This is a genomic window from Bacillus sp. EB106-07-01-XG149 (genome assembly GCF_058791555.1).
The window spans coordinates 573,724-597,493 of record NZ_JBYTDP010000002.1; the positions used below are offsets into that span (position 1 = coordinate 573,724).

At 36.2% G+C, this 23,770-nt stretch carries 25 protein-coding genes; 3 read left to right on the top strand and 22 right to left on the bottom strand.

All coding sequences use genetic code 11. The features are described from left to right. Positions 1 to 95: 95 nt before the first annotated feature. A complete protein-coding gene (locus tag AC3WTA_RS09085) occupies positions 96 to 350 on the top strand; it encodes a DUF2624 domain-containing protein (RefSeq protein WP_001048965.1) in 255 nt (84 codons plus the stop codon). A 26-nt stretch (positions 351 to 376) separates the two neighbouring features. Here AC3WTA_RS09085 and AC3WTA_RS09090 read toward each other — a convergent pair whose 3' ends face one another. Beyond that, positions 377 to 1,273: a deoxyribonuclease IV gene (locus AC3WTA_RS09090; protein WP_000912444.1), complete on the bottom strand. Its 897-nt coding sequence runs from the start codon at positions 1,271 to 1,273 to the stop codon at positions 377 to 379. A 191-nt stretch (positions 1,274 to 1,464) separates the two neighbouring features. After that, positions 1,465 to 2,775, bottom strand: a complete 1,311-nt coding sequence (locus AC3WTA_RS09095) for a DEAD/DEAH box helicase (RefSeq protein ID WP_000194012.1) — start codon at positions 2,773 to 2,775, stop codon at positions 1,465 to 1,467. 180 nt (positions 2,776 to 2,955) lie between these two features. Between AC3WTA_RS09095 and vrrA the strand changes: the two genes are divergently transcribed. Both vrrA and AC3WTA_RS09105 read left to right on the top strand, forming a co-directional pair. Further along, positions 2,956 to 3,696 (top strand): VrrA/YqfQ family protein, encoded by a 741-nt coding sequence (gene vrrA, locus AC3WTA_RS09100; protein ID WP_000484131.1) that lies wholly within the window; start codon positions 2,956 to 2,958, stop codon positions 3,694 to 3,696. 89 nt (positions 3,697 to 3,785) lie between these two features. Continuing rightward, on the top strand, positions 3,786 to 4,736 hold the full coding sequence (locus AC3WTA_RS09105) for a 4-hydroxy-3-methylbut-2-enyl diphosphate reductase (protein WP_000706674.1): 951 nt from the start codon (positions 3,786 to 3,788) through the stop codon (positions 4,734 to 4,736). Between the two features lie 40 nt (positions 4,737 to 4,776). On the opposite strand, the gene AC3WTA_RS09110 is transcribed toward AC3WTA_RS09105, so the two are convergent. The 20 genes from AC3WTA_RS09110 to mtaB form a co-directional block, all read right to left on the bottom strand. Continuing rightward, positions 4,777 to 5,898, bottom strand: coding sequence for a Nif3-like dinuclear metal center hexameric protein (locus AC3WTA_RS09110; protein ID WP_048562285.1), 1,122 nt, complete (start codon positions 5,896 to 5,898; stop codon positions 4,777 to 4,779). Continuing rightward, positions 5,895 to 6,602, bottom strand: a complete 708-nt coding sequence (locus tag AC3WTA_RS09115) for a tRNA (adenine(22)-N(1))-methyltransferase (RefSeq protein ID WP_001006530.1) — start codon at positions 6,600 to 6,602, stop codon at positions 5,895 to 5,897. The genes AC3WTA_RS09110 and AC3WTA_RS09115 overlap by 4 nt, the downstream gene beginning before the upstream one ends. A gap of 165 nt (positions 6,603 to 6,767) precedes the next feature. Further along, a complete protein-coding gene (gene cccA, locus AC3WTA_RS09120; protein ID WP_000828147.1) occupies positions 6,768 to 7,124 on the bottom strand; it encodes a cytochrome c550 in 357 nt (118 codons plus the stop codon). A gap of 385 nt (positions 7,125 to 7,509) precedes the next feature. Further along, positions 7,510 to 8,637 carry an RNA polymerase sigma factor RpoD gene (gene rpoD / locus AC3WTA_RS09125; RefSeq protein ID WP_000764061.1) on the bottom strand — a complete coding sequence of 376 codons (1,128 nt, stop codon included), beginning with the start codon at positions 8,635 to 8,637 and terminating at the stop codon, positions 7,510 to 7,512. A gap of 59 nt (positions 8,638 to 8,696) precedes the next feature. Further along, positions 8,697 to 10,493 carry a DNA primase gene (gene dnaG / locus AC3WTA_RS09130; RefSeq protein WP_000528234.1) on the bottom strand — a complete coding sequence of 599 codons (1,797 nt, stop codon included), beginning with the start codon at positions 10,491 to 10,493 and terminating at the stop codon, positions 8,697 to 8,699. A gap of 850 nt (positions 10,494 to 11,343) precedes the next feature. Beyond that, positions 11,344 to 12,156: a pyruvate, water dikinase regulatory protein gene (locus AC3WTA_RS09135; protein WP_000368940.1), complete on the bottom strand. Its 813-nt coding sequence runs from the start codon at positions 12,154 to 12,156 to the stop codon at positions 11,344 to 11,346. A 29-nt stretch (positions 12,157 to 12,185) separates the two neighbouring features. Then, a complete protein-coding gene (ccpN, locus tag AC3WTA_RS09140; protein WP_002077328.1) occupies positions 12,186 to 12,818 on the bottom strand; it encodes a transcriptional regulator CcpN in 633 nt (210 codons plus the stop codon). A 107-nt stretch (positions 12,819 to 12,925) separates the two neighbouring features. Continuing rightward, positions 12,926 to 13,672 carry a DNA repair protein RecO gene (recO, locus tag AC3WTA_RS09145; RefSeq protein ID WP_000487012.1) on the bottom strand — a complete coding sequence of 249 codons (747 nt, stop codon included), beginning with the start codon at positions 13,670 to 13,672 and terminating at the stop codon, positions 12,926 to 12,928. 33 nt (positions 13,673 to 13,705) lie between these two features. After that, positions 13,706 to 13,849: a YqzL family protein gene (locus AC3WTA_RS09150; protein ID WP_000883924.1), complete on the bottom strand. Its 144-nt coding sequence runs from the start codon at positions 13,847 to 13,849 to the stop codon at positions 13,706 to 13,708. 176 nt (positions 13,850 to 14,025) lie between these two features. After that, positions 14,026 to 14,931 carry a GTPase Era gene (gene era / locus AC3WTA_RS09155; protein WP_001080239.1) on the bottom strand — a complete coding sequence of 302 codons (906 nt, stop codon included), beginning with the start codon at positions 14,929 to 14,931 and terminating at the stop codon, positions 14,026 to 14,028. Then, positions 14,924 to 15,322: a cytidine deaminase gene (locus AC3WTA_RS09160; RefSeq protein ID WP_001086293.1), complete on the bottom strand. Its 399-nt coding sequence runs from the start codon at positions 15,320 to 15,322 to the stop codon at positions 14,924 to 14,926. The genes era and AC3WTA_RS09160 overlap by 8 nt, the downstream gene beginning before the upstream one ends. 99 nt (positions 15,323 to 15,421) lie before the next feature. Then, entirely contained in the window at positions 15,422 to 15,775 is a 354-nt protein-coding gene (locus AC3WTA_RS09165; protein ID WP_000715484.1) for a diacylglycerol kinase family protein, read from the bottom strand. Then, a complete protein-coding gene (gene ybeY, locus AC3WTA_RS09170; protein ID WP_000054689.1) occupies positions 15,772 to 16,242 on the bottom strand; it encodes an rRNA maturation RNase YbeY in 471 nt (156 codons plus the stop codon). Before ybeY ends, AC3WTA_RS09165 begins: the two co-directional genes overlap by 4 nt. Then, complete coding sequence (locus AC3WTA_RS09175) at positions 16,239 to 18,383, bottom strand: HD family phosphohydrolase (protein ID WP_000946270.1); 2,145 nt, start codon at positions 18,381 to 18,383, stop codon at positions 16,239 to 16,241. The genes ybeY and AC3WTA_RS09175 overlap by 4 nt, the downstream gene beginning before the upstream one ends. Positions 18,384 to 18,576: 193 nt before the next feature. Next, positions 18,577 to 19,536, bottom strand: coding sequence for a PhoH family protein (locus tag AC3WTA_RS09180; RefSeq protein WP_000840500.1), 960 nt, complete (start codon positions 19,534 to 19,536; stop codon positions 18,577 to 18,579). Between the two features lie 3 nt (positions 19,537 to 19,539). Beyond that, positions 19,540 to 20,739: a sporulation protein YqfD gene (gene yqfD / locus AC3WTA_RS09185; RefSeq protein ID WP_492332864.1), complete on the bottom strand. Its 1,200-nt coding sequence runs from the start codon at positions 20,737 to 20,739 to the stop codon at positions 19,540 to 19,542. 178 nt (positions 20,740 to 20,917) lie between these two features. Then, positions 20,918 to 21,211, bottom strand: a complete 294-nt coding sequence (gene yqfC / locus AC3WTA_RS09190) for a sporulation protein YqfC (RefSeq protein ID WP_000732264.1) — start codon at positions 21,209 to 21,211, stop codon at positions 20,918 to 20,920. A 108-nt stretch (positions 21,212 to 21,319) separates the two neighbouring features. Beyond that, positions 21,320 to 21,763: a GatB/YqeY domain-containing protein gene (locus AC3WTA_RS09195; RefSeq protein ID WP_000054579.1), complete on the bottom strand. Its 444-nt coding sequence runs from the start codon at positions 21,761 to 21,763 to the stop codon at positions 21,320 to 21,322. Between the two features lie 15 nt (positions 21,764 to 21,778). Beyond that, a complete protein-coding gene (gene rpsU, locus AC3WTA_RS09200; protein WP_000048061.1) occupies positions 21,779 to 21,952 on the bottom strand; it encodes a 30S ribosomal protein S21 in 174 nt (57 codons plus the stop codon). Between the two features lie 461 nt (positions 21,953 to 22,413). Beyond that, a complete protein-coding gene (gene mtaB, locus AC3WTA_RS09205) occupies positions 22,414 to 23,766 on the bottom strand; it encodes a tRNA (N(6)-L-threonylcarbamoyladenosine(37)-C(2))-methylthiotransferase MtaB (RefSeq protein ID WP_000108686.1) in 1,353 nt (450 codons plus the stop codon). Positions 23,767 to 23,770: the final 4 nt, after the last annotated feature.

Consider the following 23,770-nt stretch of genomic DNA (forward strand, 5'->3'; position numbering starts at 1 on the left):
TTCTTTTTCTCATGAAAAAAGAAACTCTACGCGAATATGTACAAGCTACGTACTCATATATTTCGATAGAAGAACGTGTGAAGGAGGATAACTCAATGAACCTCATTAAACAACTTGTAAATAAAAAATTAAATCATATTTCTACAAAAGAGTTATTGAAATATAGTAAAGAGTATGAAGTTTCTATTACGACTGCACAAGCGGATCAAATTGTTTTACTTATGAAAGGTAAGAATATTAACATTTACGATAATGACGAACGGCTAGAGCTCTTAAAACAAATAGCAAAAGTAACCTCCCCTGCTACTGCCCAACAAGTAAATACTTTATTTCAGCAACTACTAAAATAAGGAGGGGAAAATCCCCTCCTTATTGCTTATTGCGCTTTAATTTTCTCAAGAATCCCTTCATCAAAAGTACCATTTTTCAGCATTTCGATTTCTAATTTATATGGTGGCTTCTTATCTTTTTTATCTTCACCTACATATGGCGTTTCAAGAATTTTTGGTACGTGCATTAACTGCGGATGATGCACAATATGATGTAACGCTTTATAACCGATATGACCGAAGCCGATATTTTCATGACGGTCCTTTCCTGCGCCGCATACATTTTTACTATCATTAATATGAAGTACTTGCAAACGATCCATACCAACAATCTTATCAAATTCGTTTAATACGCCGTCAAAATCATTTACAATATCATATCCTGCATCGTGCGTATGACACGTATCAAAGCATACTGATAATTTTTCATTATATTTGACACCATCAATAATCTTTGCAATTTCTTCAAAGCTACGACCGCATTCTGTTCCTTTTCCTGCCATCGTTTCTAACGCAATGTTAACCGTCTGCTCTGGCGTTAATACTTCATTAAGCCCTTTAATAATTTGTTGAATACCAGCATCCGCTCCTGCACCAACGTGCGCTCCTGGGTGAAGAACGATTTGTTTCGCTACACCTAATGCCGATGTTCTTTCAATTTCCATGCGAAGGAAGTCTACACCTAATTGGAATGTTTCTGGCTTCGTCGTATTCCCAAGATTAATAATATATGGCGCATGTACGATAATTTCTTCAATACCGTTTAGTTCCATATGTTTTCTTCCTGCTTCTATATTCAATTCTTCAATTGGTTTTCTTCGTGTATTTTGCGGCGCACCTGTATAAATCATAAACGTCGTTGCACCGTATGAAACAGCCTCTTCACTTGCTGCTAATAACATTTTCTTACCACTCATGGAAACATGAGATCCAATCTTTAACATACAATCACCTCTTCAATATACAATAGATATAATGATAGCATAATTTGTAGAAATATGTAGTGAATTGCTTGTTCCTAAAACACTACGCAAATTGTAACTAGCTACACCGAAACTTTAATCAGTGTTTTTTCCATTCCCCACTGATTATTATCCCGCAAATAGCCGGATAAAAAAAGATAAGGGGGCTCCCCTTATCTTTTTTTATTGCTATATTTTTTCTTCACTTTGTCACGTTCTGTTGCAAGTTTACGTTTATAGTTTGGTTTTACTTTTTTCGGCTTTTTAATAACTTTCGTTGCCATAACGTCAAGTTCATCATTTGGTTTTTTACGGCTCTTACGACGACGACGTTCACCTAAATCCGCCCACTCATCTCCGCGTAACTCTACATGCTTGAACTCAATATGACGTTGTTTTTCTAAACTATCTAACGCTTCTTCGTTTGCTGGATCATAAATCGTCACTGCAATACCTGAATGCCCCGCACGTGCTGTTCTTCCAACGCGGTGAACGAAGAAATCTAAATCTGATGGAAGTTCGTAGTTAATAACATGACTAATTCCTTCAATATCAATACCACGTGCTGCTAAATCAGTTGCAACAATATATTGGAATTCAAGATCACGAATTTGTTTCATCATTTTTTTACGATCACGCGGTGATAAATCTCCGTGAATTCGTCCAACTTTTAAGCCACGTTCCATTAATCCGTCAGCAACTTGATCCGCCATCTTCTTCGTATTCGTGAAAACAACTGCTAAATACGGTTTAAATTGTAGCAACATTTTGTTCACTAAATCAATTTTGTTACGATGTTTAGAAGGTACTAAATAATGCTCAATATTCCCAGCCGCAACTTGTTTTGGATTAATATGAATATGCTCTGGATTCTCCATATATTTCTTAAGAAACGGTTTTAGTTTTTGAGGAATTGTTGCAGAGAAAACTAGCATTTGCAAGTTTCTAGGCATGCGTGATGCAATTTTGTCTACATCATGAATGAATCCCATATCAAGCATTAAGTCTGCTTCATCGACAATAATAGTATTTGCTTTATGAACAAATAATGCTTGCGCTTCTACTAAATCTTTAATACGTCCTGGTGTTCCAACTACAATATGAGGTTGTTTTTTCAACTTTTCAATTGATCGTTGTTTATCAGTTCCACCAATTAAACAACGTGCTGTAATCATTTGATCTTCCGCACAAAACTTTGTTAATTTCACGATTTCTTCGTAAATTTGTTGTGCTAACTCACGAGTAGGCGCTGTAATAACAAGTTGTACTTCTTCACGACTTGCATTAATTCTGTTCAATGTAGGAAGTAAGTATGCATGTGTTTTCCCAGAACCTGTTTGGGATTGTCCAATTACACTTACACCTTTTTTCACGACCGGGAAAATTTTCTTTTGAATTCCTGTCGGCTCTGTAAAGCGTAGTTCACGAACTGCATCTATTAAAAATGGTTTAAAATCATACTGTGTAAAAGTTTGTTGTGTCATAAGTTACACCTTCTTTCTAAATTTCTACTGCGCGCACAAATCAGTCAAGTCTACATTATATCGAAATCTACAAGTAAAATCCATCTTTAGTTTAGGTTTTTACTTCAAAAACTAACCTTCTTCCCTCTTATTGCATATTGTATGTGTATATACCTAACTGAAGAAAGGAGGATTTCTCACATGTTTCCAAAATCCCATACTAGGCAAATGTATCCGAATCAAGGACAGCAACCTTATACACCATATCCAATTCCACAACTACCACCGATGGCACAAAAAAAGAAAGGGTTCCTTGCTAAACTCTTTAAAAAACACGATCCAACCGAGCCTTTCATGCAAATGGTTCCACCTTATCGACAAATGGATGGACCGCCGCCAATGATGCACCAGCACCAGCAACCGCCGCCCCAATATCAACAACAATACCAATACCAACAACAATATCCGCAGCAATACTCACAACAATATCAACCATACATGCAGCAACATCCAGAGCAAATGATCCCCCCTCAAATGTATGAATCAAATGAAACGCGCGGCGGTGCAGCAACTACAGCAGCATCAAGTAGCGGCATCGGCAGTTTTTTTGCAAATTTAATTTCGAATCCAACTAATATGATAAACAATATTGAAAAAGTATCCCAAGTCGTTCAATCTGTAAGCCCTGTCGTCGAACAGTACGGTCCTATTATGCGTAACCTACCAAGCATTGTTAAAATCCTCACCTCTGGAAAAAGTACGGAAGAAGATCCCACTGAAAATCCAACTGAAGACATAACAGAAAAGGTTGAGGTAGCAACTCCGCCTCCTCCACAAAAAAAAAGAAAAAGAAAAAAAATAGTGATTGAGCCTGTCATAGAAAAAGAATTACGAGAGGAGCCTGTTCAAAAAATAGCAACAAAACCAAAACTATATGTGTAACAATCCTTTGTTTTCTATCCATTCCTCCTTTATAATGTAAAAGACTATGCACAAAAGTATCCCTTGTTTAGAAGGAGAGGATTACTCATATGAAAATTGTTAAAATTTCCCCTCGTGGTTATTGCTACGGTGTTGTGGACGCGATGGTTATTGCACGTAACGCCGCATTAGATACATCATTACCAAGACCTATTTATATTTTAGGTATGATTGTTCACAACAAACATGTAACAGATGCATTCGAAGAAGATGGCATCATTACATTAGACGGTCCAAGTCGATTAGAAATTTTAGATAAAATCGAATCTGGTACTGTTATTTTCACTGCACACGGTGTTTCTCCAGAAGTTAAACAACGTGCAAAAGAAAAAGGTTTAACGACAATCGATGCCACTTGTCCAGATGTTACAAAAACACATGACCTTATTGAAGCAAAGAAAGCTGAAGGTTACCATGTCATTTATATCGGCAAAAAAAATCATCCAGAACCAGAAGGCGCAGTTGGTATTGCACCTGACATCGTTCACCTTATCGAAAGAGCTGATGATTTAAAAACATTAGAAATTCCAACAGATAAAATTTTAGTTACAAATCAAACAACGATGAGCCAATGGGATGTTCAACATTTAATGGAGGACATTCAGAAAAAATTCCCAACAGCAGAATTCCATAAGGAAATTTGTTTAGCAACTCAAGTTCGCCAAGAAGCTGTCGCTAAACAAGCTGATGTTGCAGACTTAACAATTGTTGTCGGTGATCCGAAAAGTAACAACTCAAACCGTTTAGCACAAGTATCACAAGAAATCGCTGGTACGAAAGCATACCGTGTTGCAGACGTAAGTGAGATTAAATTAGAATGGCTACAAGGTGTAGAAAACGTAGCTGTTACAGCAGGTGCTTCTACTCCAACGCCAATTACGAAAGAAGTTATCGCTTTCTTAGATCAATATGATCCAATGAATCCCGCTACATGGGAGAGAGTTCGAAAAGTACCGTTACAAAAAATATTACCTCGTGTAAAAGTGAAAAAAGAACAATAATAAAAACCGTTGCCTATACGAGCAACGGTTTTTATTTTTCTTATACAAATGTAAATGGATCTGTATGTAATTGCGAAGCATGAATGTGTGCATTGAATTTCTTTGCATCCACTTTTTCTTGTAATTGCTTTTGTACACCTTGCTTCATTACTTTTTCAACGTTATGTCCTGGGTCAACTATATTTAAACCGAGCATCATCGCATCATGAGCAACATGATAATACATGTCACCTGTTACATATACATCCGCTCCTTTAAATTTAGCCTGATTGATGTATTTGTTACCATCGCCACCAAGTACAGCTACTTTACGCACTTTATCATTTAAATCCCCAACAACTCGTGCACCCTTTACATCTAATGATTTCTTTACATGTTCCGCAAACTGTCCAAGTGTCATTTCTTCTTGTAAATATCCTATTTTTCCAAGCCCTAATGTTTCACCTTTGTTATCAAGTGGATACACATCATATGCTACTTCTTCATATGGATGTGCAGTTACCATCGCTTTAATCACTTTTCGTTGTAGTGAAGCTGGAATTATCGTTTCGATTCGCACTTCTTCTACGCGTTCTAACTGCCCAGTTTCCCCGATATAAGGATTTGTTCCCTCTTGAGGTACAAACGTGCCTGTACCCTCACTATTAAACGTACAGTGGCTATAATTGCCGATATGACCAGCACCTGCGTCTCCTAATGCTTTCCGTACTTCTTCTGCATGAGTTACTGGCACAAACACAACAACTTTTTTCATTTCTTCTGCATATGTCGGTGCCAAAACTTCTGTATTTTGCAATCCTAACGCCTCAGCAAGTAAATCATTTACCCCGCCCTTAGCAACATCCACATTTGTATGTGCTGCATAAATGGCAATATCATTTTTAATACACGTTTCAATAATTCTTCCGTACGCTTTATCTGTATGAATCGCTTTTAACGGATTAAAAATTAAAGGGTGATGTGCAATAATGACATTCGCCCCTAATTGAATTGCTTCATCCACAACTTCCTCCGTTACATCTAACGCAATCAATACGTGTTGTACGGGTTTATTAAGCGCTCCAATTTGCAGGCCAATCTTATCCCCTTCCATCGCCAAATGCTTCGGATACATACTTTCAAATAAAGAAATAATTTCATGGCCATTTGGAATTTTACTCATGATAAAACCTCCCGTATCATTTTCATTTTCGCTTCTACTTCCGCACGCTTCGCTTTTGTTTCTTCAGAATCAGCCGCACGTTCTAACTGCTTTAAAATATTTTGGAAGTTTTTCAATTCCCCTTCCCATTTTTCAACGAAAGCTTCACCTTTTTCTTTTATTAAGAATGGTCCCATAAATAATTCCGCTTGTTTATTTTCAGAATAAGGCACCGCAATGTTTCCTCGCTCGCCTACTAAAATCTCGTAAATTTTCCCATCTTCTTTTACGATTTTTTCATGGATAAGCTCCCATCCATTCTCAATAAACCATTCACGAATGTGATGCGCTGCAATATTCGGCTGTAAAATTAAACGAGTTACCCCTTCTAATTTTTCTTTACCACTTTCTAAAATGTCACGAATTAACGCTCCGCCCATTCCAGCAACCGTAATTACATCTACTTCTCCTGGCGCGATAACAGCTAATCCATTCCCTTTACGCACATCTACTTTATCTTGTAAGCCACTTTCAGCTACAGTTGCTTGCGCAGAGCGAAATGGCCCATCTACAACCTCTCCAGCAACTGCTTTTGTAGCAATATTATTTATAATTGTATAACACGGTAAATACGCATGATCCGATCCAATATCAGCAACTGTAGATCCTGCCGGTATTTCACGCACAACTTCTTCTAATCGTTTTGAAAGCTTTACTTCATTCATGTATTTCCATTACTCCTTCTCTTGTCAGTCTGTCTCCATGATAATGAATTTATAGTAGTTGTTGCAAGCCTATAACAACAATTCCATTCTCTATCACTCATCGTATTTTAGAAAATATAGAAAAACAAGCCCTTTGCATAAGCAAAAGGCTTGTCATACGGAACTTTATTTTTTCTTCGATAACCAATCAGCTACTTTAGCGGCTTGATCAGCTGGAACTATATTTGGTGGCATATTTCCTTTTCCTTTCGAAATAACTTCTTGAATCTCTTCTTTCGAAAGTTTCCCACCAATTTTTTGTAAATTAGGCCCTACTGCCCCTTGTAACTGATCACCGTGGCAGCTCGTACAGCTTTGCTTCACAATATCCTCTGGTTTTGATGCTGTTTGTGCTGGCTTCCCGCCATTTTTTGCATCAGCTAACTCTTTAGATTTATTTAGCCCCTGAAATGAAAATACAAACATAACGATAATACCTAATGCTGCAATAAGAGCGAACGGAATCAGCGGATTACGTTTCATATCTCTTCTCCCCCCTCTATACCCCTAAATAGTTAGATGATTCAGTCATTTCCATTGTACTTGAAAACGCTCTATCAGAAAAGAGTAAACTACTAATCGTTAAAAATATTCCATAAATTCAGTTTATTGTTTTTTATTGTTATATCGCTTATTATTTCGATAATTATTAACGTTTCTCATCATATTTTTCACTTTTCTACATATATTTTTGTATAGAATACACAAAATTAATCGAAAAATCGAAAAATGAGCATTTGCAAATCAAAAGACAATTCTGTAAAATAAATTACAAGAAATTGTAATCGTTGCCGATAGCTAAAGTTTAACAAAAGTTAACAAAATAAAAAAGTTTACTTCACAAAGGTGAAGTAAACTTAAAGGTAGCCTATTCTAAGAAATCCTTAAGACGCTTACTACGGCTTGGATGTCTTAATTTACGAAGTGCTTTTGCTTCAATTTGACGGATACGTTCTCTCGTTACGCCGAATACTTTCCCAACTTCTTCAAGCGTACGAGTTCGTCCATCATCTAAACCAAAACGAAGACGTAGAACATTTTCTTCACGATCTGTTAGTGTATCTAACACATCTTCTAATTGTTCTTTTAGCAATTCATACGCTGCATGGTCCGCAGGCGATGTTGCTTCTTGGTCTTCAATAAAATCACCTAAATGGGAGTCATCTTCTTCACCAATCGGTGTTTCAAGAGAAACTGGCTCCTGTGCAATTTTTAAGATTTCGCGTACTTTTTCTGGAGCAAGATCCATTTCTTCACCAATCTCTTCAGGAGATGGTTCGCGTCCTAAATCTTGTAGTAATTGACGTTGTACACGAATCAACTTATTAATCGTTTCAACCATATGAACTGGGATACGAATTGTTCGTGCTTGGTCTGCAATCGCACGTGTAATCGCTTGGCGAATCCACCAAGTTGCATACGTACTAAATTTGAAACCTTTACGATAATCGAACTTTTCAACCGCTTTAATTAGACCCATATTCCCTTCTTGGATTAAGTCTAAGAAAAGCATACCACGGCCCACGTAGCGCTTTGCAATACTTACTACAAGACGTAAGTTTGCTTCTGCAAGACGACGTTTCGCTTCTTCATCGCCTTCTTCAATACGCGTTGCAAGTCGAATTTCTTCTTCTGCAGATAGTAAATCTACACGACCAATTTCTTTTAAATACATACGAACGGGATCATTGATTTTAACCCCAGGTGGTACACTTAAATCATTAAGGTCAAATTCTTCTTCCGCTTTTGTAATTTGGCGATTATTAGGACCTTCGTCGTTGTCATTGTCACCAACTAAGTCAATTCCTTGTTCACCTAAATATTCATAGTATTCATCCATTTGATCGGATTCAATTTCAAATCCATTCATGCGTTCTGCAATCTCTTCATATGTAAGAACGCCACGTTTTTTTCCGAGCTCAGTGAGTTGTTCTTTCACTTGCTCAAGGGTCATTTCAGTTTCAATTTGTTTAGAACGAGCTGGTTTGTCAGCCATCTGTTCCCCTCCTTACGCGAGATACAAACATTCATTATACTAAAAATTTATCAAAAAAGCTATTTTCTCGCTTTTTGATTTTGTAAATATGCTACATAATATTTAGCAGCCTCTACAGGATCTGTTTTTTCCATTTGTTTTACCTTAAAGATGATTTCCATCTTTTCAAGTTTTTCTTGATGACGGCTGAGCGTCTCCAAATGGCCTTGTAACACTTCTTCTGTGTATTCTGGATTAATAAATTCATCCGTCGAAATATCAGTGATAATATTTTTCAACTTCTCATCAGAGAGCCAACTTAAAAATGTTCCGACTGAAGGTTCATTTCCCTTTTCATAATATGCGTATAGTTCATATAAAATCCCTTTATGTTCTTCTGTATGAAAATCTTCTATGTGGGATTCCATACGAACAGCCACTTCTGGACTTTGCAACATATGATAAATAATTTCTCTTTCTGCCCTTTCAAAACCTGTTAACTTCGGTTTTGTTTGAACAATTTGAGACGGCTTAGAAACCTGCTTTACTTGTTTTTGCTGTACCTTTTGTTCTTTGCGATATTGGTGCAATTGATTCAAAAGAGTTTCCATTGAATACGAAAATTCTTGCGATAATGACTTCAAATATGATTCTGCCTGCATCGCATCCTGTAGCAACGATAACTCTTTTAAAACACTTTTCACATATTCTTCTTTGCCAGACTCATCTTGCAAATTTTTCCCTAAACGCAAATAATTTATTTTAAAACCAACAAAACTTATACTTGATTTCACAAGATTTTCAAAAGCAGTTGTCCCATATTGTTGCACATATTCATCAGGATCAAGCTTATCTGGCAAGGATGTAACTTTCACTTGGCAACCAACTTTTAGCAATAATTGCCCTGCTTTCATCGTTGCTTCTCGCCCTGCTTTATCACCATCATAGCAAAGAACAACAGTTTCAACGTTACGTCGCAGAAGTTTTGCTTGTTCTTCAGTTAAAGCTGTTCCCATTGTCGCGACAGCTTCTTCCACACCACTTTTTACCGCAGCCATTACGTCGGCATACCCTTCAAAAAGGACCACTTGCCCACGTTTTCTAATAAACGGCCTCGCTTGGTGGAAGTTATACAACAATTTACTTTTATGAAAAATCGGTGTTTCAGGGCTATTTAAATATTTCGGAGTGTCATCTCCTAATGCCCTTCCACTAAACGCTATCACTTTACCTTGTAACGTATAGATTGGAAACATAACTCTTCCACGGAAGCGATCATAATGACTACCATCCTTCTCGCTTCTTATGAGAAGACCAGCTTGTTCCATACTAGACAGCGATAAACCTCTTTTTTGTAAAATTTTCGTTGCTGCATCCCAAGCAGGTGACGCATAACCAATTTCAAACTTCTCAATCATCTCTTTCGTAATACCACGTTTTAACAAATACGAAAGTGCTTCATTTCCTTCTTCTGTATTTACTAATAAATGATGATAATACTTTTTCAAAAGTTCATGAGCCTGTTGCATGATGACAGTGTCATCAGATATATCTTCTTGTTGTCCTTGCCCTGATGTATACTCTGCAACCGCCATTCCATTTCTTTCACCTAGCTTTTGAACAGCCTCGGTAAAAGCCAATCCTTCCATTTTCATTAGAAAGGAAAATACATTTCCACCTTCTCCACATCCGAAGCAATGAAAAATTTGCTTATCAGATGAAACAGAGAATGAAGGAGAATTCTCACCATGAAATGGACAAAGGCCAAAATAGTTACGCCCCTGTTTTCTAAGTTGAACGTATTCACCAATCACTTCTACAATATCCGATGACGTCCGAATCTGTTCAACAACTTCTTCGGGAATTCTGTTCCCCATAAATCCATCTCCGTGTCGTATTTTGTATTCGATAAAAATTAAAAAATTCCTTTATAATTCGACAATATTTTTTCTAAACTTATTAGAAAGTGTTGTCGATCACGTTATCAAACGATTTTGTAGGCCCTTTTCTGCGTAATTTCGCACATACGTACCTACTATATAAAATTGTATCCATTTGCTCACCTGTTACAAATGTACCTCCTGGAGACAATACATATACACTTTTTTACAAGAAGACTAGCAAGCACCATATCCTATGTGATCACGAGATCTGTTTTTTGCATGTTGATACATATAAAAAATCAACTTTAGCTTATTCAGTATCTACATAGATCCAATTTTCCTTGCTACTTCCTTAAACGATGAGCATACGATGTGACAAACAAAATTTCGACATGAACTTTCGTTCCAACTTGCACAATTTTCAGCATTCACAGGCTATGCATCTGCATCAACTAATACGATATTGATGTTTTGCATATTTCTGTATTCTACATCCCTTCTGCGAATCCTTCCATAATGTGCGTTTTCTTGTATAGATTTTGTCGATTTAACGTAATTACATGTCTTTTCGTAAATCCTATCCCTAGTTTATTCTGAAAAATTAAAGTCTAAACGTAAAATATAGGTTTTTATCACAATTTTTTATTATAATATATTTTCTTCAACTACGCTACATATCCCTTTATTTTTTCATCTTCTATTTCAGGATAACGAAACCCTGCCTTTAGCATAATAAAAAGACAGAAGAATATAAGTATAACCACTCCGCTATAATCTATTACGAAATCAACAGGTATTGTGTTTCTCACGAGCGAAAAAAGCACATTCACCTTTGGTAAATGTGCTAAAACAATTTTTGGTTTTGCACTGCATTCACAATAATGTTGGCTGTTTCTTCAATCGCTTTATTCGATACATCAATTACTTGACAATTTATTTTACCAACTACATTCTCAAAGTGATCAATTTCTTCTTTAATACGATTAATATTGGCATATGTTGCACCATCACTTAGTCCAAGTGATTTCAATCGCTCTTTTCGAATATGATTCAACTTATCTGGCGTAATTTTCAAACCGAAGCATTTTTCTTTAGCCACTTGATATAATTCTTCAGGCGGATCTACTTCTGGTACGAGCGGTACATTGGCAACTTTCAAACGTTTGTTATGAGCTAAATATTGAGAAAGCGGTGTTTTTGATGTGCGCGAAATCCCAATCAACACGATATCTGCTTTTAAAATACCACGTGCGTCTCTACCATCATCATACTTTACAGCAAACTCAATCGCTTCAATCTTTTTAAAGTATTCTTCATCTAATCTACGAACAACACCCGGCTCATATCTTGGTACTTGCCCTGTAATTTCTTCAATTTGATCGATAAGAGGCCCGATAATATCATATGCCTCTACGCCTTCTTTCGCAGCCTCTGTCACTAAATACTGACGCATGTCAGGCTTTACTAACGTAAAACAAATAAGTGCTTGATTGCTCTTAGCAATCGAAATCACTTCTTTTAATGTCCCTGTATCTTCTACATACGGTACACGTCTAATATCAGGAGCAAATGGGAATTGTCCCATCGCTGCTCGAACAACCAAATCAGCCGTTTCTCCAACAGAGTCGGATACGACATATACGATTTTATTATCCATTACATTACCTCACTTTAAACAAATTACACTTATTCGTTATTTACTAAGTTTACAAACGCACGTGTAATATTTGTTTTTGTAATTCGTCCAATCACTTCTAAACCTTGTTTCGTATCTTTTACAACTGGCATCGCATCAATCTGTCTTTCTATTAATTCCATCGCAATATCATATAAAGAATCTTCTCTACGACACATCGCAATGTTTGGCATCCTTGTCATGATAATATTAACCGGAAGAGAGGTTAAATCCTGCTTTCCAAGGCTAGCTCTTAATAAATCTTTACGAGATACAACACCAACTAATAGAATCGCCTGATCTACAACAAATAAGGTACCTACGTCCTCTAAAAACATTGTACAAATCGCATCGTATACTGATACATTTTTATCAATTACAGCTGGTCTAGATTGATAATCTTGTACTTTAATTTTCTTAACAGCCTCAGATAATAGCTGCCCCCCGGTTTTACCCGTATAAAAATAACCTACGCGTGGACGCGCTTCTAAATAACCAGCCATCGTTAAAATTGCTAAGTCTGGTCTTAGTGTTGCACGTGTTAATCCTAATTGCGCAGCAATTGACTCCCCTGTAATAGGACCGTGATCTTTTACAATCTGAATGATATGTTCTTGCCGTTTATTCAGCTCTATGATAATCACCACCTTTAATGCACAACGAAAAAAGTTATACTATCTCTTAAATATTATATACTAAATATGCTATTTGAAAAAGATAGGATGTAAAAAGGACCGTATACGGCCCAAAATTATATTTGAAACTTATCAAGTTGTTCTAAGAAACGTCTTGACTTCAAATAAATCCCACAATATTCATCATAATATGTATTCAATACTAAACGCATTTGTTTTTTTGTGCTATCCTTCACCGATACATTGCCAAGTCTATGTAAATCGAAGTGGTAGAAAAGACGTAATAATTTATGAACAGCTTCCCCCACTGGTATACGATACTGGTCTTGCTCAGCATGACGCGAGCACAGAAAACCGCCTTCCCGGACAGAGAAGGCGACAAAATCTGTTTCTTGATGACAAATCGCACATGTATCAAAGTACGGGCGCATCCCTAATACCGGAAGCATTTTCGTTTGATAAATTAATGATAATACTTCTGAATCAACACCCTCACACATATAATGCAACGTTTGATATAACATTTCAAATAAATATGGATTATGTTTTTTATCTTCTGTTGCTTTATCAGTTAACTCAACAATAAATGATGCATAAGCAGTTAAAAATATATCCTCGCGAATTTCTTTCATAGTTGAAATAATCTCGCCTTGTTGCAAAGTTCCAAGTCCAGATCCCATTTGAATAAGAAAATTACCATGGGTCATAAGTTGCGAAACAGATGCTAACCGGCTTTTCGGTTTTTTCGCTCCTCTTGCCATTGCACTTACCTTACCCAATTCTCTTGAGAATATTGTAACAATCTTGTTCGTTTCTCCGTAATCTGTCGTACGGATAACGATGCCCTCAACTTTTTGAAACATGTTCGTCACCATCCAAGGTTTGAACAAAACGGGTCAAGAAATTGGAGAGTCTAGATGCGCTAGCTCCTCTTCATGTTGATCCATCTCATCGTTTACGTCTTTTTCCATTTCTTTCAAAAGCAAGTACGTTTCAATGCTTCCTGTTTTGGAGAAAAACTTCCAGGTAAAATCTAGCATAAGAATCCACCTTTCTCAATAAGCGTAGCCTATAAACCAATTTCCTTTGTTGTTATTAAATTGACCCATTTTGTCCATTTTCATGTGAGAAAAATTTTTCCTAATTTATCAAAACTCATAAAAACCAATAATCAGCGGATGAACAAAACATCCGCTGATTACAGCTTTACTCTATTTTAGTACTCGTCTTCGCGGAAACCAAGGTCACGAAGCTGAGACATTTTATTACGCCAATCTTTTTGCACTTTTACCCATACTTCTAAAAATACTTTAGAACCAAGTAATGCTTCAATGTCAAAACGAGCTCGCTTACCGACTTCTTTTAACATCTTTCCTTGCTTACCTATAATAATTCCTTTTTGTGATGCACGTTCAACAACAATCGTTGCGTTTATATAAACCGCTCCGCCCTCACGTTTTTGAATTGCATCAATAACAACCGCTACAGAGTGCGGCACTTCTTCACGTGTTAAATGTAATACTTTTTCACGAATAAGCTCTGAAATAATAAATCGCTCTGGATGATCCGTTACTTGATTATCTGGGTAGTATTGCGGTCCTTCTGGTAAATACTTTTTAATTGTTCCAATTAAAGCATCCACATTATTGCCGTCTAATGCAGAAATTGGTACAATCTCTGCAAACTCATATAGTTTACGGTATTGATCAATTAACTCTAATAATTGCTCTGGATGAAGTTGGTCAATTTTATTAATTACTAAAAATACTGGTTGTTTCGTTTCTTTTAATTTCTCAATAATGAATTCCTCACCACGACCAAATCCTTCAACTGCATTGACCATAAACAGAACAATATCAACTTCTTTTAATGTCGTTTGAGCCATCTTCACCATGAAGTCGCCTAATTTATGTTTAGGTTTATGTATTCCTGGTGTATCAATGAAAATTACTTGTGAATCATTTTCTGTATATACGCCTTGAATTTTATTACGAGTTGTTTGTGGCTTGTCACTCATAATGGCAATTTTCTGGCCGATAATACGATTTAAAAATGTAGATTTTCCAACATTCGGTCTGCCAATAATAGAGACAAAACCTGATTTATAACCTTTTCTATTCATGTAAATCCTCCGCTAAAAATGCTCCTGGTAACAATTCTCCAACTGTAGTCTCTTGAACGTCACCATGTAAATTTGATAGGTATACTTTCGTATCCTGTTTACATAATTCTACCATAACTTGTCGGCATGCTCCACAAGGAGGTACCGGACGCTTTGTATCCGCTACAACTGCAATAGCTACAAACTCTTTATCTCCTTCAGAAATCGCCTTAAATAAAGCTGTTCTTTCTGCACAGTTACATAAACCATATGATGCATTTTCAACATTACATCCACGATATACTTTTCCATCCTGTGTTAATAATGCTGCACCTACTTGAAATTTAGAATATGGTACGTACGCTTGTTTACGCGCTTCGATTGCTTCTTGAATTAATTGTTTACTATTCATATTCCCGCATCCTTCCTGTCCACAGCTGTGAATAGATACACTCTCTTATTAAAGGCCTTTACAGCACTTTCAAAGCTTCATAAAAGCTTTGGAATGCAACTATACCACATACGGCAAAAAGATAATAGCACCAATTATAACGGCTATTATCGCAAACAATAAAACCGATCCGGCTGCGACATCCTTTGCAATTTTCGCAAACGGATGTATATCGGTAGTCGCTAAATCTACTGTTTTTTCCACAGCCGTATTTACCATCTCTAAACTCATTACAATTCCTATTACAATAAGTAATACCATCCACTCTACCTTCGTAATATGGAAATAAAAGCCGCAGCATATAACAATGACTGCGGCTAAATAATGAATTTTCATATTTCGTTCATGACGAAGACAAAAGAATATACCTGCTATAGCATATCCAAAACTATTTATAAGTTTTCCTTTTTTCATCGACCTAATCCAAATGCCTCTAAAATTTCTTTTTGTCTTCCAAACATTTCTTTTTCATCCTCTTCTGTCATGTGGTCATAACCAAGTAAATGTAAAAAGCCATGTAACGCTAAAAAGCCAAGTTCACGATCAAAAGAATGTCCATACTCTTCAGCTTGTTCTTTCGCTCTCGGAATAGAAATAATAAGGTCACCTAACATACGAGGCATCTCTGCACCTACAATTTCCATTTCTCCTTCTCCCATTTCTTCCATAGCAAAGGAAATGACATCAGTAGGCTGATCCTTATCTCGGTAATCACGATTAATCTCGCGAATGCGTTCGTTATCTACAAATGTCACTGATAACTCCGCACCATCCTCTATTTTTTCCATTTGAGCTGCTTTTTCTAATATCTCACGAATTAAATTCACATATTCTTCTTTCACTTCTTCTGTTTCATCAATGAAATCAATTAATAAACTCATTCTTTCTCCTTCTCTTCCGGTGGTTCCGGATATGTAATACGCGAATGGAAAATACCATTTAACGTTTCACATAACGTTTTTCCAACGATTTGTAGTTCCTTAAACGTCAAATCACATTCACTAAATTGCCCATCTTGCAGGCGATCTTTAATAATACTTTGTACTAAATTATTAATTTGATCTGGCGTTGGGTGATTCATAGAACGTACCGCCGCCTCAACACTATCAGCAATACCAACAATTGCCGACTCTTTAGAAGTTGCTTTTGATCTCGGATAGCGAAACATCTCTTCTGTATATTTTTCTTTATCTTCTTTAATCGCCTTATAATAAAAATATTTAAGTAATGTTGTACCATGGTGTTGTCCAGCAATATCGATAATTTCTTGCGGAATATGGTGTTCTTCGAGCATTCTGACTCCATCTGTTACATGAGCAATGATAATATCTTTACTCGTCACAGGATCTAATTTATCATGTGGATTTTCAATTCCCATCTGGTTTTCAATAAAGAATTGCGGTTGTACCGTTTTTCCTACATCATGATAATACGCCCCTACACGTGCTAATACACCATTTGCTCCAACCGCTTCACACGCTGCCTCAGAAAGATTCGCTACCATTACACTGTGGTGATACGTTCCTGGCGCTTCTAACAAAATTCTACGCAAAAGCGGATGATTCGGACTTGATAGTTCCATAAGCTTCATGCTTGATACAATTCCAAGTCCACTCTCTAAATATGGTAATATCCCCATAGCCAAAACGGATGAGATAATTCCCGAAACGGAAGCCATCAATAATTGCGTTCCAATTTCAAGAGGTGAAAAATTCCCATTACGTAATAATAATAACGCCGCTAAGACGACCACATTTAAGATAGAAACGAGTATACCAGCTTGCAAAATCATCGTACGACGATTTTTTTCCCTTAAGAAAATGCTTACTGATAATGAACTTAACAACACATAAATACCAACACTATAATTCAGTGTACTTGTTACCCCTTCATTAAACATAATACTTCCGCACACAGAAAAAATCATACTTGTTAAAAATACAAATCGATCGCCAATCATTAGTTTTACAAGTATTGTTCCCATCGCAACCGGGACAACATACGCAATTCCTGCATATTCAAGCTTTTGAAACAAACTAATCGTTTTCATTAAAACAATCGTGATAGATAAAATTGTAATATACGCTAAAATATACGGTCTATCTTCTCTTTTACGCTGTAAAAATACTTCAAACTGCTTATGCATAAAGTACAGTAACACACCAATGAGCACTGCTAATCCAACATAAGGCTGAAAACTATTACCTTTCTCTAATAAACCGACTAATTTCAACTGATTATACATATCACTTGAAATTGTTTCACCTTCTCTAACAATAACTTGTCCTTGAAGAATATAAACAGGTGGAATTAAATCTTCTTCCGCTTTCTTCTTCTCTTTCGTTACAGTCGGATCATAAAAATAATTTGCTGTAATCGCATATGATCCTAGCGCGTTCACAGCTTCCTTCAATCCGCTATTCACATTGAGGCTTTTCATTTCATTAACAAATCGCTCTTTTGCTGCTATTTCTTCGGACATTTTAATATTTCCACCCATAATAACACTAATAGACGTTAGAGCCGCGTTCTTTGCTAATTCTAATTGATCCGGTTCTGCATTAATAAAATATAATAAATTCTCATCAGATAATTCCTTTGTTAAATTAGATGGCAACTTCTTCTTCAATTTTTCTAATTTATTTGCATCGGTCATCTTTTTTTGCTCTTCAGGTCCAGCAGCTTTCATCTCTTGAATTGCTTCATTTACCTTAGCAAAAACATCATTTACAATATCTACTCTATTTTGTTTATATTCACTTCTATATGTATATTGATCCCCAACTTTTTGAGCGGCCTCTTGTTTTTTTCTGTCCGTTATAACCTTATCTTCAATTTTAATAGGAGAATGAATTGTTTTTTTCGCAATAGAATACATATCAACATCTAATTGCTCTGGTTTTACATTATTCATAAGTGCAAAAAACAGCACTGCTCCTAATAAAACGTAAGAAATCCAACTTAGTTTTTTCGAATGTTGTAAATTACGAAACCACTTAGAAATTTCTTCAGATCTTAACATGATTTCAATACCTTCTCCTCTCCAGAAATAAAGTGAAACTATTTATAGCTTTCATTTCTTCTAGCCAACGATACTTTTAAGTAACATTTTGATACACCAGTACCTTTAGTTTATTTCTCTTATCTTTTATGATAGTAAAAAATATGCCGTTCGCCAACCTTAATACAAAAAGAAATGATCCTGACAAATAGGATCATTCCATTTTATCATATGCCTCAATAATACGTTGCACCAGCGGATGCCTCACAACGTCCGTTTGTTCTAATGTAATGAATGAAAGACCTGATACACCAGATAAAATGTTAGAAGCTAGCGAAAGCCCTGATTTTACCCCTTTTGGTAAGTCTACTTGTGAAGGGTCCCCCGTAATAACCATTTTAGAGCTAAAACCTAATCTAGTTAAAAACATTTTTATTTGTGCACCCGTTGTATTTTGCGCTTCATCTAAAATAACAAATGAATCATCGAGCGTACGCCCCCTCATATAAGCAAGAGGTGCAATTTCAATTACCCCTCGCTCCATCATACGTTGCGTATATTCTTGTCCAAGAATATCGTGCAAAGCATCATACAATGGACGTAAATACGGATCTACCTTCTCTTTCAAATCTCCTGGTAAAAAACCTAAACTTTCTCCAGCTTCTACAGCCGGTCTCGTTAAAATAATTTTCTTTACATACCCTTGCTTTAAAGCTCTCACAGCCATTACTACAGCTAAGTATGTTTTCCCAGTCCCAGCAGGTCCCATTCCAAATACAATATCATTCTTCTTCATTGCATGAATATATCTTCTTTGCCCCATTGTTTTTACACGAATGGATTTACCTTTTGCCGTTTTAAAGATTTCTTCTTCATATAACTCTTCAAATTGAGCAATTTTCCCTTGTTGTGCGAGCTGAATTGCATACGCAACATCTCTTTCTGTAATTGATATACCTTTTCGAATAACAACAAGTAATTGCTGTAAGATTTTTTCTACGAGTGTCACAGTTTCAACTGCTCCAGATGCATGAACAGTTTCACCTCTAGTTACAATCGATACATTCAGTTCCCGTTCAATTACTTTCAAATGAGCATCATTGACTCCAAAAAGAGCGATTGCTTCGTTAGCATTTTCCAATTGTTGGTTCATTTCTACTAATTGTTCTGCCATTACTCAGTCTCCTTGAATATCGGATTCGGATATTGGTTGTGGCTCTACAATATTTTCGATCACAGTATAATGCAATGTGACTTTTAGTTGATCCGCCTCAACCTCTTTACTCAAAATCTTATCACTTACAATCATAGCATGTTCATCCAATTTTTTCTTTAGTTCTTTTTCAGCCATCTCTTTCGCTACTTTCATTGCCTGTTTTTCTGTATATTCCCGATTCGCTTCTTCCTCTTCTCGTACAATATCTTTTTCATACGCGATCGGCAGTGTAAAACCAAATAGTTTCACATCGTGTTTTACACTTTCAGTACGAGAGCGTTTATACTTATCATGTTGAAATCCCCATATTTTTATTTTCACACTCCCAAATGTAAGGTAATGCTCATTATATGCATTGCCAGTATATACTTGAAATTGCGTCTTTAGTGGCACACTCACCTCAGATGTGTACCACGTTTCTCCATATACAATACCTTTCGCCGAAACAATCGTCGGACTCTCCTCATTACCGTATATCCCTGATACGAGAAGCTGTCCTTTTTCAACATGGTCATTTTTCAAGACGACTGGTTTTCCTACTTCAACAAATGTTTTTGTCACAATCGCTTCTTTTTTTGCAACTAAATTTTGCGGCCTTTGTTCCTTTTCTTTTTTCGGCTCGTTTTTTTCAACAATTTTAAAATGGTACGTCGTTCCTCTTATTTCTAATCCCGCCCAAGTAATCGCATTAATATTGTCTGTCAAATGACGTTGTACATCTTCTACATTAGGCATTTGGAATTGTAATTTCCCTTTTTTAATACCCATTTTGTCCAATTCTTTCATCAATATATATTCTGTTTCAGGTTTCGCTCCTGTAATTTCAATTTTCCAAACCATATTGGATAATGCAATCATGCCAAAAAAGAAAATTAAAAAACCAATTAAGAATCCACTATTTTTAATTAAACGCTTATTCAAAAAAGGAAAACCGTAACGCCCAATAAAATATAGTTTACATTCATTTTTTCTATAAATTGGTTTTATTTTCTTCACATCTCGTAATAACATACAAAAAACTAACGTTTCATCAGCAATCTTCTTAACATCCCAAACTAATAATTTTCTACGTACACATTCGTTAACGAACCGTTCCGCACCTCTACCTTCAATTCGTACTTTTACATATCCAAGCCACTTTATAAACCATTTATTTTTCATCTACTATCTCCACTACCTTTCCAAAAGTATACACACTACTTTTTTCACTTTAATTAGCAAAATAGCTCGTACGAAAATGAAATAAAGAGTTCTACCACCCATAAATAGCGAGATAAACTGAATAGTAAGGTCGAATTACGAAAATAACGAAGAAAAACTTCACATATGGAAGTTTCCCTCACTCCTCTTTTTTTTCGTTTTCTAAAAACGTCACTTGCTCAATTATTCCTTCAAGCAAAAGTTCTTCTGGAAGGATTGTTTTAATAATAAAGGATTGCCCTTTAATTAATAATTGACCGTGCTTTAATAACAATCTTACTTCTTTATCTGAAAACACTAATAAACCCCGATGATTCTCTATATAGATATGCACTTGCCCAACAAGCGTGATCCGAGGTAGATCCATTAGCACATCCACTGGCAGGTCTATTTGCTTTGTTAACCAATTCTTCATTTGTTCTAATTTTTTCATCTCAAAAGACCCCCTCTCATCCCATATGTATGAAAAAAGAGCTTGTAATATCACGTCCAAACTGAAAAAAAGCATAAAAAAACGTCTCATACGAAATGAGACGTTTTTTTATGCTAATAGCTGGATAACCAGCTTATTCACAAGTGATCCGTCTGTTTTACCTTTTACTTTCGGCATAACAGCAGTCATCACCTTACCCATATCTGCTTTAGAAGTCGCACCAACTTCAGAAATAACTTGCTTAATTACATTCGCTAGTTCTTCTTCTGTTAATTGCTCCGGCAAATATGCGCTTAAAATCTGAATTTCACTTTGCAGTTTATTAACAAGGTCTTCACGACCAGCTTTTTTAAATTCAAGGAGGGAGTCCTTATACTGTTTTACTTCACGAGCTAAAACTGTTAATTCCTCTTCTTCAGTAAGAGTATGTTGCAGTTTAATACCTTCATTTTGTAAAGCAGCCTTAACCATACGAATAACGGTTAATTTTTCTTTTTGTTTATTCTTCATCGCTTGTTTCATATCATCGTTTAAACGACCGAGAAGACTCATAACTTACACCCTCTCTTAGAATTTACGCTTTCTTGCCGCTTCAGATTTCTTCTTACGTTTTACACTTGGTTTTTCATAAAACTCGCGCTTTCTTGCTTCAGCAAGTGTACCAGTTTTAGAAACCGATCTTTTAAAACGGCGAAGTGCATCCTCCAAAGACTCGTTTTTACGAACGACTGTTTTTGACATTCTCTTTCCCTCCCTCCGAAACATCACACTTACATACTAATTTCAGCATGCAAAAAGAAACCCTTCTTCAGCATGTCTTTTACGATTATAATACATTTTATCACTTCAGGTCAACTATTTGGCAGAATAAAAGAAGAATAGATGCCTTTCCCTGTTCAAAAGCTATGTAGATAGCTATTATCCTTTTCCCCTGAAGACAACTATATTTTTATCATTACATCTTTTTTAATACAAGAAAATATTAAATAACTACTCATTCGACGTACCTGCCTTTTCAGTACTTAACTTCTCCACGAAAAAAAAGCATGCAAATCGTTTCCGTTTGCATGCTTTTTTTATCCCGCTATTTGCCGGGCAGTAAGACCCCAATCTCAAAATTCAGCAAAAGCAAAGAACTTAGGTGGGAGTCCGGCTGATAATTAGTGGGGAGGAACAAAATCCCCACTGATTAAAGTTTCATTTTATGCGCTTGCTGATTCTTTTTTTACATCATCTTCAAGAACACGAACAAATTGTGCTTCGTTATATGGATAACCAGCTTTCGTAATTTTCACTTTCACTAGCTTACCAATTAATTCTTCTGATCCTTCAAATACAATTTTTAAGTAGTTATCCGTATAGCCTACATATAACCCTTCACGGTCGCCCTCTTTAAATTGCTCTTCCGGAATGATTTCAAGCACTTCCCCTTCAAACTGTGACGCATACTCTTTCGCTAATTGGTTAGATAATTCAATTAAGCGATGAACACGATCATTCTTCACATCTTCAGGAACTTGATCTTCCATACGTGCTGCAGGTGTTCCTGTACGCTTTGAGTAAGGGAATACGTGTAACTCAGAGAAGCGATTCTCTTTAATGAAATTGTATGTTTCCATGAATTCTTCTTCTGTTTCACCTGGGAAACCAACAATTACATCCGATGTAATTGCAAGGCCTGGTAACGCTTCTTTCAATCGATCTAAACGCTCTTGGAAAAATTCCATCGTATATTTACGACGCATACGCTTTAATACAGTATTAGATCCAGATTGCAATGGAATGTGCAAGTGACGTACAACTACTTCAGACTTATCTAACACTTCAATTACTTCATCTGAAATTTGACTCGCTTCAATAGAAGAAATACGAAGACGTTTTAATCCGCCTACTTCCGCTTCCATGTCACGAAGTAATCCAGCTAAGTTATAATCTTTAATATCTTCACCGTACCCACCTGTATGAATACCTGTTAATACGATTTCTTTATAACCTGCATCTACTAATTGCTGCGCTTGTTTAATAACTTCTTTCCCATCACGAGAACGCATTAAACCACGTGCCCAAGGAATAATACAGAATGTACAGAAATTATTACAACCTTCTTGTATTTTTAAAGATGCACGTGTACGATCCGTGAAATAAGGTACATCCAGTTCTTCGTATACACGTGTTTTCATAATGTTGCGGACAGCATTAATTGGTTGACGCTCTTTGCGGAATTCTTCGATGTATCCTAACATCTTTTCACGATCCTGTGTACCAACTACAATATCTACACCTGGAATCGCCATAATTTCCGCTGGAGATGTTTGTGCATAACATCCCGTTACACAAATAACCGCATCCGGATTTTGACGAACAGCACGTCTAATAACTTGACGGCTTTTCTTATCTCCCGTATTCGTTACTGTACACGTATTAATAACATATACATCAGCTTTCTTTTCATATTCAGTTCTTTCATATCCACCTTGTTTAAACAATTGCCAAATGGCTTCTGTTTCATAGTGGTTTACTTTACAACCTAACGTATGGAACGCAACAGTTGACATTGAT

Excerpts from the sequence above, each read along its gene's own strand:
- AC3WTA_RS09165 (WP_000715484.1), bottom strand. The coding sequence starts at position 15,775 with ATGAAAAAAGGAAAACTTATAAATAGTTTTGGATATGCTATAGCAGGT.
- yqfC (WP_000732264.1), bottom strand. The coding sequence starts at position 21,211 with ATGAAAAAATTAGAACAAATGAAGAATTGGTTAACAAAGCAAATAGAC.
- AC3WTA_RS09195 (WP_000054579.1), bottom strand. The coding sequence starts at position 21,763 with ATGAGTCTTCTCGGTCGTTTAAACGATGATATGAAACAAGCGATGAAG.
- AC3WTA_RS09085 (WP_001048965.1), top strand. The coding sequence starts at position 96 with ATGAACCTCATTAAACAACTTGTAAATAAAAAATTAAATCATATTTCT.
- dnaG (WP_000528234.1), bottom strand. The coding sequence starts at position 10,493 with ATGGGGAACAGAATTCCCGAAGAAGTTGTTGAACAGATTCGGACGTCA.
- era (WP_001080239.1), bottom strand. The coding sequence starts at position 14,931 with ATGAATAGAAAAGGTTATAAATCAGGTTTTGTCTCTATTATTGGCAGA.
- AC3WTA_RS09110 (WP_048562285.1), bottom strand. The coding sequence starts at position 5,898 with ATGAGTAAAATTCCAAATGGCCATGAAATTATTTCTTTATTTGAAAGT.
- rpsU (WP_000048061.1), bottom strand. The coding sequence starts at position 21,952 with ATGTCAAAAACAGTCGTTCGTAAAAACGAGTCTTTGGAGGATGCACTT.
- AC3WTA_RS09135 (WP_000368940.1), bottom strand. The coding sequence starts at position 12,156 with ATGGATAATAAAATCGTATATGTCGTATCCGACTCTGTTGGAGAAACG.
- AC3WTA_RS09160 (WP_001086293.1), bottom strand. The coding sequence starts at position 15,322 with ATGAATAGTAAACAATTAATTCAAGAAGCAATCGAAGCGCGTAAACAA.
- mtaB (WP_000108686.1), bottom strand. The coding sequence starts at position 23,766 with ATGTCAACTGTTGCGTTCCATACGTTAGGTTGTAAAGTAAACCACTAT.
- AC3WTA_RS09105 (WP_000706674.1), top strand. The coding sequence starts at position 3,786 with ATGAAAATTGTTAAAATTTCCCCTCGTGGTTATTGCTACGGTGTTGTG.
- AC3WTA_RS09090 (WP_000912444.1), bottom strand. The coding sequence starts at position 1,273 with ATGTTAAAGATTGGATCTCATGTTTCCATGAGTGGTAAGAAAATGTTA.
- cccA (WP_000828147.1), bottom strand. The coding sequence starts at position 7,124 with ATGAAACGTAATCCGCTGATTCCGTTCGCTCTTATTGCAGCATTAGGT.
- AC3WTA_RS09150 (WP_000883924.1), bottom strand. The coding sequence starts at position 13,849 with ATGCTAGATTTTACCTGGAAGTTTTTCTCCAAAACAGGAAGCATTGAA.
- rpoD (WP_000764061.1), bottom strand. The coding sequence starts at position 8,637 with ATGGCTGACAAACCAGCTCGTTCTAAACAAATTGAAACTGAAATGACC.
- AC3WTA_RS09175 (WP_000946270.1), bottom strand. The coding sequence starts at position 18,383 with ATGTTAAGATCTGAAGAAATTTCTAAGTGGTTTCGTAATTTACAACAT.
- ybeY (WP_000054689.1), bottom strand. The coding sequence starts at position 16,242 with ATGAGTTTATTAATTGATTTCATTGATGAAACAGAAGAAGTGAAAGAA.
- vrrA (WP_000484131.1), top strand. The coding sequence starts at position 2,956 with ATGTTTCCAAAATCCCATACTAGGCAAATGTATCCGAATCAAGGACAG.
- AC3WTA_RS09180 (WP_000840500.1), bottom strand. The coding sequence starts at position 19,536 with ATGGCAGAACAATTAGTAGAAATGAACCAACAATTGGAAAATGCTAAC.
- recO (WP_000487012.1), bottom strand. The coding sequence starts at position 13,672 with ATGTTTCAAAAAGTTGAGGGCATCGTTATCCGTACGACAGATTACGGA.
- AC3WTA_RS09115 (WP_001006530.1), bottom strand. The coding sequence starts at position 6,602 with ATGAATGAAGTAAAGCTTTCAAAACGATTAGAAGAAGTTGTGCGTGAA.
- yqfD (WP_492332864.1), bottom strand. The coding sequence starts at position 20,739 with ATGAAAAATAAATGGTTTATAAAGTGGCTTGGATATGTAAAAGTACGA.
- AC3WTA_RS09095 (WP_000194012.1), bottom strand. The coding sequence starts at position 2,775 with ATGACACAACAAACTTTTACACAGTATGATTTTAAACCATTTTTAATA.